This window comes from Bradyrhizobium sp. S69 (genome assembly GCF_009766005.1).
Classification (GTDB): Bacteria; Pseudomonadota; Alphaproteobacteria; order Rhizobiales; family Xanthobacteraceae; genus Bradyrhizobium.
Genome location: NZ_LMUK01000051.1, coordinates 211,166 through 225,168 on the forward strand (window position 1 = coordinate 211,166; position 14,003 = coordinate 225,168).

Sequence of the window (14,003 nt, forward strand, 5' to 3'; positions counted from 1 at the left end):
CGCGTTCCCCCTCTTGATCGTTGCTCAGGCGGCCACAGCGACCTGACCGAACGATACGCCGGTCAGCGCCGCAGAGACATCCCAGAGCCGGGCGTTCACTGCGGCGTCTTTCGCCCGCGGCATGATCTTGGCCGGCACCGGGGGCCCCTTCATCTCGTAGAATCCGTTAGGGCCGTAATAGCCGGCCGCCTTCGCCGCCGGCGACGTCGCCGCAAACAGCGTCGGCAGCGCACCTGCCGCGGCGGAATGACTGGCAATAGGCTGAAGCAACTTGCCGAGGTACCCCAACAGGCCGCTATTGCCGGGACCGTTGGCTATCAGGGCGGTTCGTGCAAACCCGGGGTGCGCGGCGTTGCTCATCAATCCCCAACCGGCGGCGTCACTGCGGCGCTGAAGCTCGAGGGCAAATATCAGCATCGCCAGCTTCGACTGGCAGTAAGCCTTGAAGGGGTTATAGGATTTTGCACCTTGCAGATCTTCAAAATCGATCACGCCTGAACGATGCGCAAGGCTGGACAGGTTGACCACGCGAGGCTGATGGCCGCGGCGAAGCAGCGGCAGCAGACGTGCGGTGAGCGCGTAATGGCCAAGGTAATTGATGCCGAACTGCATCTCGAAGCCGTCGGCGGTGGTCTGCCGCTTCGGCAGCGCCATCACACCGGCATTGTTGATCAACAGATCGAGCGAGCCATGGCTGGCGGCGAAGCGCGTGGCGAAATCGGCGACCGAAGCCAGACTGGCGAGATCGAGCGTCTCATAGCTGATTTTGGCATCGGCAGATTGACCGCGAATTCGCTCGATGGCCTGGCGGCCCTTGACGTCATTGCGGCCGGTGACCACCACCGTCGCCCCGGCACCAGCGAGCGCCAGTGCGGTCTCGTAACCGAGGCCGCCGGTAGCGCCGGTAATGATGGCCGTCTTGCCGTCCTGGGACGGAATGTCTGCGATGGTCCAATCGGTCATGGTTATATCTCCGGGCTCGATTCGTTGCGGATGGCACCGCGCCGCTCCAAATGTGCACTTAGTGCAGATTTGCAAGAGGTGAAAATTTAGGATGGAACGGTGAGCCCGCGCAAACCAGCTAAGCCCCGGTTATCAAAGGCAAAATCCAGCGCCGTCGCGGGGCTGCTTGGTCTGCGCCAACGCAAGCGGCAGCAAACCCGCGAGCGGCTTGGCCGGGCGGCGATGGCGCTGTTTCTCGAGCGCGGCTTTGAGGCCACCACGGTCGACGATATCGCGGCCGCCGCGGACATTTCGCGCCGCAGCTTCTTCCATTATTTTGCGTCGAAGGAAGACGTGGTTTTTGCGTGGCACGAGGAAATCACGGCGGCCCTGATCGCCGCGGTCGCCGCGCGACCGAGCGATGAATCCATGCTCGCAGCCGCGGAGAACGCGATCTCCGCGATGGCTCGACAGCTCGAACCCGGCGAAGCGATCGCGATGGCGTGCTTGAAGCGCGACAATCCGGCGTTGCAGGCCCACGATCAGGTCAAATACGAGAGGCTTGAACGCGCGATGGCGGATGCGCTCGCCAAGCACGCCGGCCATAAAGCCGAAAAGCTGCAGGCCCGGCTGGTGGCGATGATCGCGGCGGGTGCGATGCGGATCGGCGGCGAACTCTGGGCCGACGAAGGCGCCCGCGAAAGACCGGAAGCCCTGGTGAGGCGAACATTCGCCGCGATACGGGCGATCTTCGATTGATCGCCGGTATCGGGAGTCTGTTGCGTTCTGATCGAAATCAGAACGGGTCGTAGCTACCCCTTGATGAAGGCCAGCAGGTCGGCGTTGATCGTGGCGGCTTCGGTGGTCGGCATGCCGTGCGGAAAACCCTTGTAGGTTTTCAGCGTCCCGTTCTTCAAAAGCTTGGCCGACAAGGGGCCGGCGGCAACATAGGGGACGATCTGGTCGTCTTCGCTATGCATCACCAGCACCGGCACGGTGATCTTCTTGAGATCTTCGGTGAAATCGGTCTGCGAGAATGCAACGATGCCGTCGTAATGCGCCTTGGCGCCGCCCATCATGCCCTGGCGCCACCAATTCTGGATGATCGGCTCCGAAGCCTTGGCGCCCGGCCGGTTGTAGCCGTAGAACGGACCCGAGGCGACGTCGCGATAGAATTGCGAGCGATTGGCTGCGAGCGCGGTCTGAAATCCGTCGAAGACGTCCTTGGGCAGGCCATTTGGATTGGCCGCGGTCTTCACCATCAGCGGCGGCACCGCGCAGAGGATCGCCGCCTTGGCCACCCGGCTCTCGCCATGCCGGGCCAGATAATGCACCACCTCGCCGCCGCCGGTGGAATGGCCGATGTGAATGGCGTTCTTGACATCGAGATGCGCCGTCACGGCCGCGAGATCGTCGGCGTAATGGTCCATGTCGTGGCCGTCGCCGGTCTGGGTCGACCGGCCGTGGCCGCGGCGATCATGGGCGATCACGCGGTAGCCATGGTTGAGGAAGAACAGCATCTGCGCATCCCAATCATCCGACGACAGCGGCCAGCCGTGCGAGAACACGATGGGCTGCCCGGTGCCCCAATCCTTGTAATAGATCTCGGTGCCGTCCTTGGTCGTGATGGTGGGCATGGGAAAGTCTCCTGCGAAACAAGGACCGGAAGTCGATGATATTTATTTCGTCATTGCGAGCGTAGCGAAGCAATCCAGAGTCGCAAAAAAGACTGGATTGCTTCGTTGCGGAGCCTGTCATCGGGCGCGCATTCGCGCGACCCGTTGGCTCCTCGCAATGACGAGGAAACGCTTCTCAAGCGAACGTCGCGGGCGGCCGGAAACGTCTGATGCCACCGATGATCACGAGCACGAAGAACAGCAGCACGAGCCCCTGCACCGCCGCGAACGGCGGCTCCGACGGCGGCACGCTTGGCGCCAGCGCGTGCAGGAACGGGACCTTGAGGAAGCTCTGGATCACCAGCACGAATATGTTGAAGTAAAGCGAGAGCATCGCGGTCAGCACATAGATCCAGCGCCACGCGCCGCGTAGCTTCATGGCGTAGAGCGCGATACACGCGATCGCCAGCAGCACCAGCGACAGGCCTGCGATGACGTAAGACGGTTTGAAGCCCTCGAACGGAAACAGGAAACCGGTCGCGTTGGTCAGGATCGTGGTCAGCAGAAAGATCGCGGTCATGCCCGACATCCGGTTCGAGCCGAGCAATCCGAACAACACGAGAATGCCCGAGACAATTCCGATCAGGCTGATGACGACGTGAACCAGCGTAAAGGTAGCCAAGCTCATTCCCAGGACCATGACACGCCCCCCATTTTTCAAGAGAGCCGGATGCTACGACGCTCGGCCGGAAAAAGCCACAAGCCAGCATAATTGACGCAAGCATCCCGTTGCTTGGTCTTCAGTAGTAGCGCGGGATCGGTCCGTTGTGCGGCGTCTTGCGATCCGACAGATCGAATACAACCTGATCGATATAGCACCAGCCCCAACCTTCCGGCGGATCGTAGCCTTCGATGATCGGATGGCCGGTGGCGTGAAAATGTTTGGTGGCGTGCGTGTTGGGCGAATCATCGCAGCAGCCGACGTGGCCGCAGCTGCGGCAGATCCGCAAATGCAGCCACTCGCTGCCGATCTTCAGGCATTCCTCGCAACCGAGCGTGCTCGGCGTGACGTCGCGAATGCCATCGAGATGACTGCATCGTTTTGCCATCTGTCGCTTCCCCTTTAGCCTAGCGTTTTCAAGCGAAGTGGGCACCGGTTCGCGTGAAGAAAACGCGTCAAAACAATAAACTACAGCGCCGGCTTGGCGGCGTCGCCGAGAAAACCATGCAGCGACGCCACCACCTGGGCGCCTTCGCCGATCGCACCGCCGACCCGCTTGACCGATCCCGACCGCACATCGCCGACGGCGAATACGCCGGGCACCGAGGTTTCCAACGTCGGCACCGGACGTCCCAGATCCGACTGCGCGCCGGTCACGACAAAGCCGCCACGGTCGACCGTCACGCCGCAGCCATCGAGCCAACCGGTGGCCGGATCGGCGCCGACGAACAGGAACAGATTGCGGATTTCGGCCGAGCTGTCCTCGCCGGACAGCCGGCTGCGCCAGCGCAGGCGTTCGAGGCCTTGCTCGCCTTCCAGGCCGACCACCTCGGTATTGAACATCAAATCGATATTCGGCGTCGCCTCGATGCGTTCGATCAGATAACGCGACATGCTGGCGCCGAGGCCGCCGCCGCGAATGATCATACGGACCTTGCGGGCGTGCCCCGACAGGAACACCGCGGCCTGGCCAGCCGAATTACCGCCGCCGACCAAGACGATGTCCTGCTCCACGCACAGCCGCGCCTCGACCGGGGAGGCCCAGTACCAGACGCCACGGCCCTCGAACTTGTCGAGGTTCTCGATCTCGGGACGCCGGTAGCGCGCGCCGCTCGCGACCACGATGGCGCGTGCCCGCAGCTGATCGTCGCCATCGAGCGTCAGCGCGAACGCGCCGTCGGGCCGCGTGCAATCCAGCGACCTCGCGCTCATCGGAATCATGATCTCGGCGCCGAACTTCTGCGCCTGGTTGAAGGCGCGGCCGGCCAGCGCCTGGCCCGAAATGCCGGTCGGGAAGCCGAGATAGTTCTCGATACGGGCGCTGGCGCCGGCCTGTCCACCGTAGGCGCGGGTATCCAGCACCGCGACCGTAAGACCTTCGGAAGCCGCGTACACCGCGGTGGCGAGCCCCGCCGGACCGCAGCCGACAATCGCGACGTCGTAAATCCTGTTTCCGGCCGGGCCGCCGATCATGCCGAGCGCCCGCGCCAGTTCGGTCTCGCCGGGGTTGCGAAGCACGATGCCGCTGGCGGTGACCGCCAACGGCCAGTCCGACGGCGATGGCGAATAGCGCTCGATCAGTTCGGCGGCGTCATGGTCGGTGGCGGGATCGAGCAGGTGACACGGAAAGCCGTTGCGGCTGAGAAAGCTCTGCAATTTGGCGACGCCGGTGGAATTCGACGGCCCGATCAGCACCGGACCGCCGACGCCGCCCTGGATCAGATTGACGCGGCGCAGGATCAGCGCCCGCATGATGCGCTCACCGAGATCGGCTTCGGCGACCAGTAGCGCGCGCAGCCGCTCCGGCGGGATCAGCAGCGTCTCGACGTCGCCCTCGGCGTGGCCGTCGACCAGCGCCACGCGGCCGGAGAGCTGGCCGATCTCGGCCAGAAATTGCCCCGGGCCCTGATCGATCACCGGCGTGACATGGCCAAGGCCGTCGCGCTGGGTGATCGCGACATGGCCGGACAAGAGAACGAACATGCCACGTCCGGGCTTGCCGGTCTCGAACAGCTTGTCGCCATCCTTGTAGCGGGCGATCGTGCCGAACCGGCGCATCCGCTCGATCTCTTGCGGCGTCAGCGCGGGGAATGTCTGCTCATGGCGCGGGAATGAGGACGCCAGCGGACCCCGCACCCGCGCGCTGCCTTGTTCAATTTCTTGGTCTTTTTCCGGAAGGTCTACGCCCATCGCCTCTCACTTCGCTCGAAACAAACTTCATTATGGCGCGGAAGCGCCCCGGCTATTTGCCCGGCTTGTTTCCGTCGTCATATGGCAAGACGTCATCGGCATTGGAAGGTCTTGAAGCCGGATCGCCGCGTCCCCTCGCCTGGGTCTTTCGCCGCTTGAGATTTTCGCGCAGCGCCTGCTTCAACCGGTGCTGTCGTGAATCCTGCTTCGGATTTCCCGCCGCCGCCCCGGTGTGGCCCTCCGCTCGATCGCTGTCATCCGTCATCGCCAACCTGTCCGAATTCGTCCCGCAACCGATGGCCGAGATGCATGCCGCAATAAATCGACTTGCGCCACTGCTCCAACGGGCAGTGCCAATTCCGCCGCCGTCGGACATTTATCGTCCGCTGCCGCGATGCTACGCTGAATTTTCGCAGCAATATCGGCAAATGGCGGCGAAAGCGGGCGGTTCCGCGCCGATTTGGCGGTTTTTAGCGCCCCAAAGCGGCGTGCCGCGCTTGCGAAGCCGGAGCCCTTGTGGCAAGGATCGGCCCGCCTTGAGAGGCCCTTTGGGCCGATTCCCTTGATCCGGGGCATGCTGCCGTAGCTCAGTGGTAGAGCACTCCATTGGTAATGGAGAGGTCGACAGTTCAATCCTGTCTGGCAGCACCATCGCTTTCGCCGCAAGATCCGTTTTCGCCGCAAAACCCCCTGCAAAATCAGTCGCCCGACCCGTCACGCGGAACATGGGGGCGGTCGACCATCGGCGCTCGACGGGCTACGGTCAGGTTGATAAGCCCTGACCGCAGGGAAGTTTGAGTCGAGATATGACCGTTGCGATCGAGATGGGACACACCAAAGCGGGCGCCCTGGCCGCTGTGGACCTCGAGGAATTGCTGGCTACGCGCCTGCTGGTGCAGGGCAATTCCGGCTCCGGCAAATCGCATCTGCTGCGACGGCTGCTGGAACAAAGTGCCCCCTGGGTGCAGCAGACCATCATCGATCCCGAAGGCGACTTCGTAGCGCTGGCGGACCGTTTCGGCCACCTCGTGATCGATGCGCAGGACCATACCGAGCGTGGCCTGCAAGTCGCCGGCGAACGCGCGCGCATCCATCGCGTCTCCACGGTGCTCAATCTCGAGGAACTCGACGCCGAGAACCAGATGCGGCGCGCCGCTGCCTTTCTCGGCGGGCTGTTCGAGGTGGGCCGCGACCACTGGTACCCGATGCTGGTGGTGGTCGACGAAGCGCAACTGTTCGCACCGGCCGTCGCCGGGGAGGTTTCGGACGAGGCGCGCAAACTTTCGCTCGCCGCCATGACCAACCTGATGTGCCGAGGCCGCAAACGCGGGCTTGCGGGGGTGATCGCAACCCAGCGATTGGCAAAACTCGCCAAGAACGTCGCCGCCGAGGCTTCCAATTTCCTGATGGGGCGTACCTTCCTGGATATCGACATGGCGCGCGCCGCCGACCTTCTCGGCATGGAACGGCGGCAGGCGGAAGCCTTCCGCGATCTGGAACGGGGGCAATTCATGGCGCTGGGCCCGGCGCTCTCGCGCCGCCCGCTGGAGCTGCGCATCGGTCCGACGGATACGCATCCGCGCAACGCGTCCCCCCGGCTGATGCCGATGCCGAGTGCGACACTGGAGGACGTGCGCGCCACCATTCTCGCAGCACCGCCGCCGGAAAATATCCGATCGCAGCGCCGACCGCCGTCGTCACCCGACCTGCTCGGCCAGTTGATGATGGCAAAGTCCGCGGCGCTGGAGGTTGGTCCCGAAACAATAGAGCAGCCACTGAGCGCCGAGGAACTGGCCGAGCGGGGTGAGCGCGTGGAGCGCATTCTGCGCGCCGTCATGGCCGAACCCGATGCGGGGTTCCGTGTCATCGGCGTGCTCTATCAGGAGTTCGTGGTCCGCTGCCGGATCGAAGGGCTCGGTGCAGCCGTCCCCGACCTCAGCGACTTCCGCCGCATGCTAACGCATGCCCGTGCCGGCCTCGACTCCGATATGGCGAAGGACGATTCGTGGCAGGACGTCTCGGTTCGCGCCTCGATCCTGCCCGAGGACATGCAGGGCGTCTTCATGATGGTCGCCCGCGCCGCGAAGGAAGGGTGGCCCTGCCCGAGCGATGCCGCGATCGCCCGCGCCTATGGCTCGCACTCGTTGCGCCGTGCGCGCCGCCTGCTGACCTACATCGAAGAGCAAGGCTTGATCGTCTGCCAGCTCGACGGCACCGGCCGGCGGATCGTGACGCTGGTCGAACTGGCCTGGGCGACCGCGCCTGGCGATCCCAATGCCGAGGAAGTACCTGCCGGGTAGACTGAAGCGAACTCAAGCGCTCGCGGGCGCGAACCGCCCGTCGCGCAGAAACGCGATGGTCTGCTCGATCGCGGCGGGGTGCCGGAGCAGCCCGGGATGCGACGCTCTCACGATGGTGTGGTCGGTCATGCCGTCGAGCCTGGTGCGCTCAACCGAAACCTTGCCGTCGTTCGGCCGCGGCAGGATCAGGAATGACGAAATCGGATCGATCGTGCCAACGCCCGCCACGATGCCGAGGTCGTAGTCGATCGGCGGAAGCGCGCGCAGCGCCGGATCCTGTTGCGTCGACAGTTGCAAGCCGGCCGGGCCGTAAAACGCCCGGTAGATCGCAAACCGCTGTAGAATATCAGCGACTTCGCTGCCGCCGTTCGGCGTGCCCAGCATCACGACGCGCCCCAGCCGCGGCGGCCGGTATCTTGCCAGATAGACCCTGATCAACAATCCGCCCATGGAATGGCCGACGAAATGAATCGACCCGTCGGTTCGCGCCGTGAAGCGTGCGATGTCGGGCGCGATATCCGCCGCGAGCACCTCGAGCGGCTTGCTGCGGCTCGCGTAATTGAGATTGAGCGTGGTAAACCGCGATCGATGCAACGCGGTTTCGATTTTGTTCAGGGATCGCGAGGTCCGTGCGATGCCGTGCAGCAGCACCACACCGTCAGAGCATCCTCCGCCGATCACGCCACGTCCTGTTCCGGCACGCTGGCGATCTCCCTGGCCATCGTGGTCGCAGCGACGTAGTCGGTCTTGCCGGAGCCCAGCAGCGGCACCTTTTCCACCACCAGGACAGTGCCGGGAACGGAGAGGTCGGACGCGCCCTTGGCTTTCGCCTCGCGTTGCATGGCGGCGCGGTCGGCGCCCTTCTGCGTGGTCAGAAGCACGACGCGCTCGCCCTTGCGCGGGTCCGGCAGCGACACCGCCACTGAAATGGCCTGTGGCCAAAGTGCCGCGGCAATGGATTCGACGGCGGAGAGCGAAACCATCTCGCCTGCGATCTTGGCAAAGCGCTTGGCGCGGCCCTTGATCGTGATGAAGCCCGCAGTATCGACCGTCACGATGTCGCCGGTGTCGTACCAGCCCTCCGGCGGCGGCTCGAGCACGCCAGGATTCTCCGCGCGCAGATAGCCGAGCATCACGTTGGGGCCGCGCACCGACAGACGGCCACCCTCGTCGATGCCGGGAACGGGATCGAGTTTGTAATCCATCAGTGGCGAGAGCCGGCCGACGGTGCCCTGGCGATTGGCCATCGGCGTATTCATCGCCAGCACCGGCGCGGTCTCGGTGACGCCATAACCTTCCAGCACCCGGATGCCATAGCGCTCCATGTAGACCTGCCGGGTTCGTTCCTTGACCGCCTCCGCCCCGGCCACCACCAGCCGCAGCGTGCGGAAGTCGTAGGCGTGCGCCGAGCGCGCATAGCCGGTCAGGAAAGTGTCAGTGCCGAACAGGATGGTGGCGCCGGTCTGGTAGATCAGTTCGGGCACGATCCGGTAATGCAGCGGCGACGGATACATGAAGATCGGAATGCCCGCGAGCAGCGGCATGATGGTTCCGCCGGTCAGGCCGAACGAATGAAACACCGGCAGCACGTTGAACACCCGGTCATTGGCATTGGCATCGACCCGCGCCAGCGACTGCGCGGCGTTGGCGAGAATGTTGCGGTGGGACAGCACGACGCCCTTGGGCGTGCCCTCCGATCCCGACGTGAACAGGATGACGGCCGGATCGTCCGCCTTGCGGACGACGCGCGGCTGGGTGCCTGCCAAAAGGCCCGTGATCTTGTCACGGAGACCGATCGTGTCGCGCACGTCTTCGAGATAGACGATATCAGCCGCGGGGCCGATCGCGGAGATCAGTTTGTCGAGCTTGCCCTTTTCGATGAAGGCGCGCGAGGTCAGCACGGTGCGAACCTGCGCGGTCTTAATCGCGCTGAGCACGCTGACAGGGCCGGCCGAAAAATTCAGCATCGCGGGCACGCGCCCGATGCTCTGCAACGCCATGAACACCACGGCGACGCCGGCCGAATTCGGCAGCAGCACCGCGACATTCTCGCCAATTTCAGTACCCTGGCTGAGGCGCCGGCTCAGCACCTGCGCGCCCAGGATCAGCTTGCGATACGTCAGTTTGGTACCGAGCGCGTCCTCGATGATCGGCTTGCCGGTGTCGCGGTCGCGATAGGCATGGGCAAGCCCCTCGAACAAGGTCTGGTCGAGCATCGCGGTCTTCACCATGGCGTCGATCATGACGTCCTGCAGCGCGGCACCGGCGGCGTTGCGCCGCGCCTTGCCGCGCAGGGCGTCGTCGACCGCGAGCTTCACCGGCGGCAGGATCGAGATCGTCACCTTCGGAAACCAGACGCGCTTGATCTCGCCGTGCTTGAGATAGCTGAGATGCGAACGTTGCGCGCCCTCGATGCGGACCGGCACCACCACCGCGTCCGCCTTGTCGGCGATCATCGCGGTGCCGTCATACACCTTCATGATCGATCCGGTCACCGTGATGCGGCCCTCGGGGAAAATCACCACCGGCTCGCCGGTCGCGACCAGCTTGATCAGGTCGCGCGCCGCCAGCGGCTTGGAGGGGTCCATGGTGTAGTGACGGATCATCTTGAGGAACGGCTTGGCCCACCAGGCCTTCGCAATGCCGGTGTCGACCGCGAAGCTGGCGTCGACCGGCAGCACGGCATGCAGCAGCGGGCCGTCGATCAGGCTGACATGGTTGGGCGCGATCAGCATGCGGGTACCGGCGGCCGGCAGGTTTTCCAGGCCGCGCACCTCGACGCGAAACAGCGCGCGGAACAGCAGGGTCCCAAAATCGCGGACGCCTTCCTTGCCCCAGGTCGCCAGCACGAACCAGACCATGGCGAAGGTTGCGATCGCGAGGCTGAAGAAGATCCAGGCCACCGCGAGACCCATGCCCTGCACCAGTGCCACGACCAATGAGCCGACAACCATGAATCCGGCCTGCAACACGTTGCCGGCGGCGATGACGCGGGCGCGTTCGGACGGCGCGCTCCAGGCCTGCACGGCCGCAAAGGACGGCACCACGAACAAACCGCCACCAAAGGCGAAGACGAAAAAGCCGGCCAGCATGCGAAAGCCGTCGGCCGAGCGTGCGAACGACGACGGATCGACCTCGCTGCCATGCGCCGCGTGTCCGATCGCCCACGCCAGATCCAGTCCGACCAAGCCCATGACGATGCCGCCGATCGGCACCAGCGCGAGATTGGGACGAGCGTGGCTGAGATGGGCGGCGAACACCGAACCCGCAGCGATGCCTATCGCGAAGGTCGCGAGACAAAGCGTGACGACGCCTTCGGTGCCGCCGATGCCGTCCTTGATCACGGCGGGCAACAGCGACAGCACCACCGCGCCGACCAGCCAGAACCACGACACGATCACCATGCCGTCCCACAGCCGCGGTTCGGCATACAAGGTCTTCAACAGCCGCACGGTCGACGTCCAGGGATTGCGGGTGATCGCAAGATCGGGCGCCGACGGAACCGTCGCCGGGATCCGCGCGGCAAACGCCCAGCACACCACCGCAAGACCGACCACCGCGAGCGAGATCCAGCCCATATGCGTCGATCCCGAGACGAACAGTCCGCCGGCGATGGTGCCGATCAGGATCGCCATGAAAGTCGCGCCCTCGACCAGAGCGTTGCCCATCGCAAGTTCGGCGGTCGACAATTGATCGGGCAGGATGCCGTATTTGACCGGTCCGAACAGCGCCGCGACGACGCCGAACAGGCCGAGGGCTACAAACAACAGCGGCACGGAATGCAGGAAAAAGCCCCCGGCCGCGAAGCAGGCGGCGAAGATCTCGAAGAATTTCAGCCGACGGGCGACGACCGATTTGACATATTTGTCCGCGAGTTCACCGCCGAGCGCCGAGAGCACGAAGAAGGGAAAGATGAACACCGCGGCCGCGACCGTCACCAGCGAGCCGCCGTGGCCGGACGCAACGCCATAGAGGATCATGATGACGAGGGCGTTCTTGAGAACGTTGTCGTTCAGCGCCGAACAGAACTGCGCCCAAAACAACGGCGCGAAACGGCGCGACGACATCAATTCCTTGATCATGCCTGGTTCCTTTTGACGGACAAGCTCAACAACCTCAGTTTGCTCAAGCAGGCAACTGCATCGCAAGGAGGAATATCGGGGATGCACAATGCGCGGTTAATGGGCAGATTTTACGACCGTTCGTTACTCAACAGTTTCTCGGTTCGCGCTTCCTCGATGCGGTTGATCATCCGGCTGGATTCATGGAGGTCGCGAATATTCTTCGACAGCGTGAAGCAGGACTGCACCACCAGTACCATGCCCATTGCGAAATAAGCACGAACCCACCAATCCAGCGGCAGCGCGGCGATACCGCCGGCGAGCATCAGGACCGACGCTGCGAACGACGCATAGCTGAAATTCACCCACGCGCCGGTGGGACGTACAACGGGAGACACTTGCTGAAAAGACATGACGGTTCCTTATCGATCTGATTGGTGTCGGAGGCTTGGTGAAATGTTCAAGGCTGCGGGTTGATTTCGAGCCCGCTTTCGATCAGCACCGGTGCGGCGGCGATCATGCGCAGGCGCACCATCACATCGGCGGGGCTGACCGTGACCGGACGGCCAAAGCCCTGGTCCGACAGCCGCTCGATCAGGCGATCGGCCTGCGGGGCCATCTCTTCGCGAATCGCCCTGGCGTCGGCATTGTCGGCGTTGATCTGTTCCAGGGTGGTTTCCGCTGCCGCGAGACCGTCATGCCCGGGATGCGACAGGGATGCCGCGCCATTCAACGCGCTGCCGACCCGCGCCAGCCGGCGGCCACGGTCGAGATCGGCCAATCGGCGGCGTTGGCTGTCGACTTCACGGCGGGCGAGCGCGACCTCGGCGGCAAAGCGCTGCGAGGCGCGCTCGGAAGCTTCGAGCTCGGTGCGGATGGCCGCGATGGTTTGCGTAGCCGCGAGCGCCAGATCATCGCGGCCGGCGCGGATTGCTTGAACCGCACGCTGCTCGATATCGTTGACTTTCAACGTCAGGGACTCGCGACGCGCGATCTCCCGGGTTTCTTCCGCCACGGCCACCGCGAGCGCGCGACGGGCGGCGATGTGAGCGGATGCGGCGGCGGCGATCGATCGGTCGAGATTCGCGGCCGGCGCGGCGCTCGACCGCAGCCATCCGGAAATGAAGTTCGTGATCAAGCTCAGGGTTTCGCGCATGGCACGGGCTCCCGCGTTTGGCCGTTACGTCAGGTCTTGCAAGCCACGGAAGATGTTGAAGCGATCGCGGCACCGGCGCGGCGCCGGCCTGGGTTGCCAGTTGGCGCTCCGATGGCGGCGACGCAGGGTCGCGGCTTCGCGGGCGGCGAGCACGCCGCCGACGTCGCAAATCCGCGCCAGCCGGTCCACGGGCGCAAGGAGGCGGGCGCGGGCCGATTCGAGCATTTCGGCCGCGATGTCGCGGGCGACCGACACGAAGCCGCGGGCCAGCGCGACCGCTTCGTCGACGAACGTAAAGGCGATCTCGGAAATAATCGTTTGCATCGTCTCGTCCTCCGGGTTATTTGAACAATGTTCAAATGGATAGAACGAAAATGAACATTGTTCAAGAAGAATCTTTGCGCGATCGCAAAAAAAATGAAAGGCGCGAGCTCCTGATCGAGGTCGCGCGTCGGCAAATCGCGTCTAATGGATTGAGATCACTCAAGATTCGCGATGTCGCGAGCGCCGCCGATTGCTCTATCGGCAGCGTCTATAATGAATTCGACGACTTCGACGGGCTGATCCTGACGGTCAACCGGGAGACGGTTGGACGGCTCGATGCCGTGCTCGCGGCGGTGCCGGACCAGGATCCCGTCCAGCACTTGTTCGGTCTGGCCGACGCCTATCTGGGCTTCTTCACCGAGCATGCCCATCTGCTGTGGTCGCTGTTCGAACACCGCATGGAGAACGACCGGCCGTTTCCGGACGACCTGCTGCAGATGGTGATGCGAACCTTCGCACTGATGCACGCCCCGATGGTCCGGCTGTTGCCGGACCGGGATCCGGTCGAGGTCGCGCTCTTGGCCCGCATGATGTTCTCGGCCGCTCACGGCATCATCTCACTGGGCCTGGAGGCGCGGATGGTGGCCGTGCCGCCCGACAGCCTGCGTTTTCAGGTCGCGCAGTTTGTGGAAACACAGCTGATCGGCATGAACATCCTGCCGCGTCGCTGATGGCTGCAAACTTCATACTGAG

The 14,003-nt window shown here is 64.1% G+C and carries 14 protein-coding genes and 1 tRNA gene; 4 read left to right on the plus strand and 11 right to left on the minus strand.

The genetic code is table 11. The features are described from left to right. Window positions 1-24: 24 nt before the first annotated feature. Entirely contained in the window at window positions 25-963 is a 939-nt protein-coding gene (locus GSQ88_RS29920) for an SDR family oxidoreductase (protein ID WP_159011399.1), read from the minus strand. A gap of 162 nt (window positions 964-1,125) precedes the next feature. Here GSQ88_RS29920 and GSQ88_RS29925 point away from each other — a divergent pair, with 162 nt between their 5' ends. Beyond that, window positions 1,126-1,701: a TetR/AcrR family transcriptional regulator gene (locus GSQ88_RS29925; RefSeq protein ID WP_502706780.1), complete on the plus strand. Its 576-nt coding sequence runs from the start codon at window positions 1,126-1,128 to the stop codon at window positions 1,699-1,701. Between the two features lie 53 nt (window positions 1,702-1,754). Here the strand turns inward: GSQ88_RS29925 and GSQ88_RS29930 are convergent, their stop codons facing one another. The 5 genes from GSQ88_RS29930 to GSQ88_RS29950 all read right to left on the minus strand — a co-directional run bounded on the left by GSQ88_RS29930 (window position 1,755) and on the right by GSQ88_RS29950 (window position 5,845). Then, the gene (locus GSQ88_RS29930) at window positions 1,755-2,579 is read right to left on the minus strand and encodes an alpha/beta fold hydrolase (RefSeq protein WP_159011402.1); all 825 of its coding nucleotides are present in this window, start codon (window positions 2,577-2,579) and stop codon (window positions 1,755-1,757) included. Between the two features lie 175 nt (window positions 2,580-2,754). Beyond that, a complete protein-coding gene (locus GSQ88_RS29935) occupies window positions 2,755-3,258 on the minus strand; it encodes a hypothetical protein (protein WP_159011404.1) in 504 nt (167 codons plus the stop codon). A 100-nt stretch (window positions 3,259-3,358) separates the two neighbouring features. Continuing rightward, complete coding sequence (locus tag GSQ88_RS29940) at window positions 3,359-3,667, minus strand: UBP-type zinc finger domain-containing protein (protein ID WP_159011406.1); 309 nt, start codon at window positions 3,665-3,667, stop codon at window positions 3,359-3,361. Window positions 3,668-3,747: 80 nt separating this feature from the next. Then, window positions 3,748-5,469, minus strand: coding sequence for an FAD-dependent oxidoreductase (locus GSQ88_RS29945; RefSeq protein WP_159011407.1), 1,722 nt, complete (start codon window positions 5,467-5,469; stop codon window positions 3,748-3,750). Window positions 5,470-5,521: 52 nt separating this feature from the next. Next, window positions 5,522-5,845 carry a hypothetical protein gene (locus GSQ88_RS29950; protein WP_246785101.1) on the minus strand — a complete coding sequence of 108 codons (324 nt, stop codon included), beginning with the start codon at window positions 5,843-5,845 and terminating at the stop codon, window positions 5,522-5,524. 200 nt (window positions 5,846-6,045) lie between these two features. Between GSQ88_RS29950 and GSQ88_RS29955 the strand changes: the two genes are divergently transcribed. Both GSQ88_RS29955 and GSQ88_RS29960 read left to right on the plus strand, forming a co-directional pair. After that, window positions 6,046-6,120: transfer RNA gene (locus GSQ88_RS29955), tRNA-Thr, on the plus strand. Between the two features lie 155 nt (window positions 6,121-6,275). Next, on the plus strand, window positions 6,276-7,769 hold the full coding sequence (locus GSQ88_RS29960; RefSeq protein ID WP_159011409.1) for a helicase HerA domain-containing protein: 1,494 nt from the start codon (window positions 6,276-6,278) through the stop codon (window positions 7,767-7,769). 12 nt (window positions 7,770-7,781) lie between these two features. Here the strand turns inward: GSQ88_RS29960 and GSQ88_RS29965 are convergent, their stop codons facing one another. The 5 genes from GSQ88_RS29965 to GSQ88_RS29985 form a co-directional block, all read right to left on the minus strand. Then, window positions 7,782-8,450, minus strand: a complete 669-nt coding sequence (locus tag GSQ88_RS29965; protein ID WP_159011411.1) for an alpha/beta fold hydrolase — start codon at window positions 8,448-8,450, stop codon at window positions 7,782-7,784. Next, complete coding sequence (locus GSQ88_RS29970; RefSeq protein WP_159011412.1) at window positions 8,447-11,851, minus strand: acyl-[ACP]--phospholipid O-acyltransferase; 3,405 nt, start codon at window positions 11,849-11,851, stop codon at window positions 8,447-8,449. Before GSQ88_RS29970 ends, GSQ88_RS29965 begins: the two co-directional genes overlap by 4 nt. A 110-nt stretch (window positions 11,852-11,961) precedes the next feature. Then, complete coding sequence (locus tag GSQ88_RS29975) at window positions 11,962-12,243, minus strand: YiaA/YiaB family inner membrane protein (RefSeq protein WP_159011413.1); 282 nt, start codon at window positions 12,241-12,243, stop codon at window positions 11,962-11,964. A 47-nt stretch (window positions 12,244-12,290) separates the two neighbouring features. After that, the gene (locus GSQ88_RS29980) at window positions 12,291-12,986 is read right to left on the minus strand and encodes a PspA/IM30 family protein (RefSeq protein WP_159011414.1); all 696 of its coding nucleotides are present in this window, start codon (window positions 12,984-12,986) and stop codon (window positions 12,291-12,293) included. Between the two features lie 24 nt (window positions 12,987-13,010). Further along, window positions 13,011-13,310, minus strand: coding sequence for a hypothetical protein (locus tag GSQ88_RS29985; RefSeq protein WP_159011415.1), 300 nt, complete (start codon window positions 13,308-13,310; stop codon window positions 13,011-13,013). A gap of 50 nt (window positions 13,311-13,360) precedes the next feature. Here GSQ88_RS29985 and GSQ88_RS29990 point away from each other — a divergent pair, with 50 nt between their 5' ends. Beyond that, window positions 13,361-13,981 (plus strand): TetR/AcrR family transcriptional regulator, encoded by a 621-nt coding sequence (locus GSQ88_RS29990; RefSeq protein ID WP_159011492.1) that lies wholly within the window; start codon window positions 13,361-13,363, stop codon window positions 13,979-13,981. Window positions 13,982-14,003: the final 22 nt, after the last annotated feature.

Excerpts from the sequence above, each read along its gene's own strand:
- GSQ88_RS29980 (WP_159011414.1), bottom strand. The coding sequence starts at position 12,986 with ATGCGCGAAACCCTGAGCTTGATCACGAACTTCATTTCCGGATGGCTG.
- GSQ88_RS29990 (WP_159011492.1), top strand. The coding sequence starts at position 13,361 with ATGAACATTGTTCAAGAAGAATCTTTGCGCGATCGCAAAAAAAATGAA.
- GSQ88_RS29950 (WP_246785101.1), bottom strand. The coding sequence starts at position 5,845 with ATGTCCGACGGCGGCGGAATTGGCACTGCCCGTTGGAGCAGTGGCGCA.
- GSQ88_RS29975 (WP_159011413.1), bottom strand. The coding sequence starts at position 12,243 with ATGTCTTTTCAGCAAGTGTCTCCCGTTGTACGTCCCACCGGCGCGTGG.
- GSQ88_RS29920 (WP_159011399.1), bottom strand. The coding sequence starts at position 963 with ATGACCGATTGGACCATCGCAGACATTCCGTCCCAGGACGGCAAGACG.
- GSQ88_RS29935 (WP_159011404.1), bottom strand. The coding sequence starts at position 3,258 with ATGGTCCTGGGAATGAGCTTGGCTACCTTTACGCTGGTTCACGTCGTC.
- GSQ88_RS29940 (WP_159011406.1), bottom strand. The coding sequence starts at position 3,667 with ATGGCAAAACGATGCAGTCATCTCGATGGCATTCGCGACGTCACGCCG.
- GSQ88_RS29945 (WP_159011407.1), bottom strand. The coding sequence starts at position 5,469 with ATGGGCGTAGACCTTCCGGAAAAAGACCAAGAAATTGAACAAGGCAGC.
- GSQ88_RS29960 (WP_159011409.1), top strand. The coding sequence starts at position 6,276 with ATGACCGTTGCGATCGAGATGGGACACACCAAAGCGGGCGCCCTGGCC.
- GSQ88_RS29970 (WP_159011412.1), bottom strand. The coding sequence starts at position 11,851 with ATGATCAAGGAATTGATGTCGTCGCGCCGTTTCGCGCCGTTGTTTTGG.
- GSQ88_RS29930 (WP_159011402.1), bottom strand. The coding sequence starts at position 2,579 with ATGCCCACCATCACGACCAAGGACGGCACCGAGATCTATTACAAGGAT.
- GSQ88_RS29985 (WP_159011415.1), bottom strand. The coding sequence starts at position 13,310 with ATGCAAACGATTATTTCCGAGATCGCCTTTACGTTCGTCGACGAAGCG.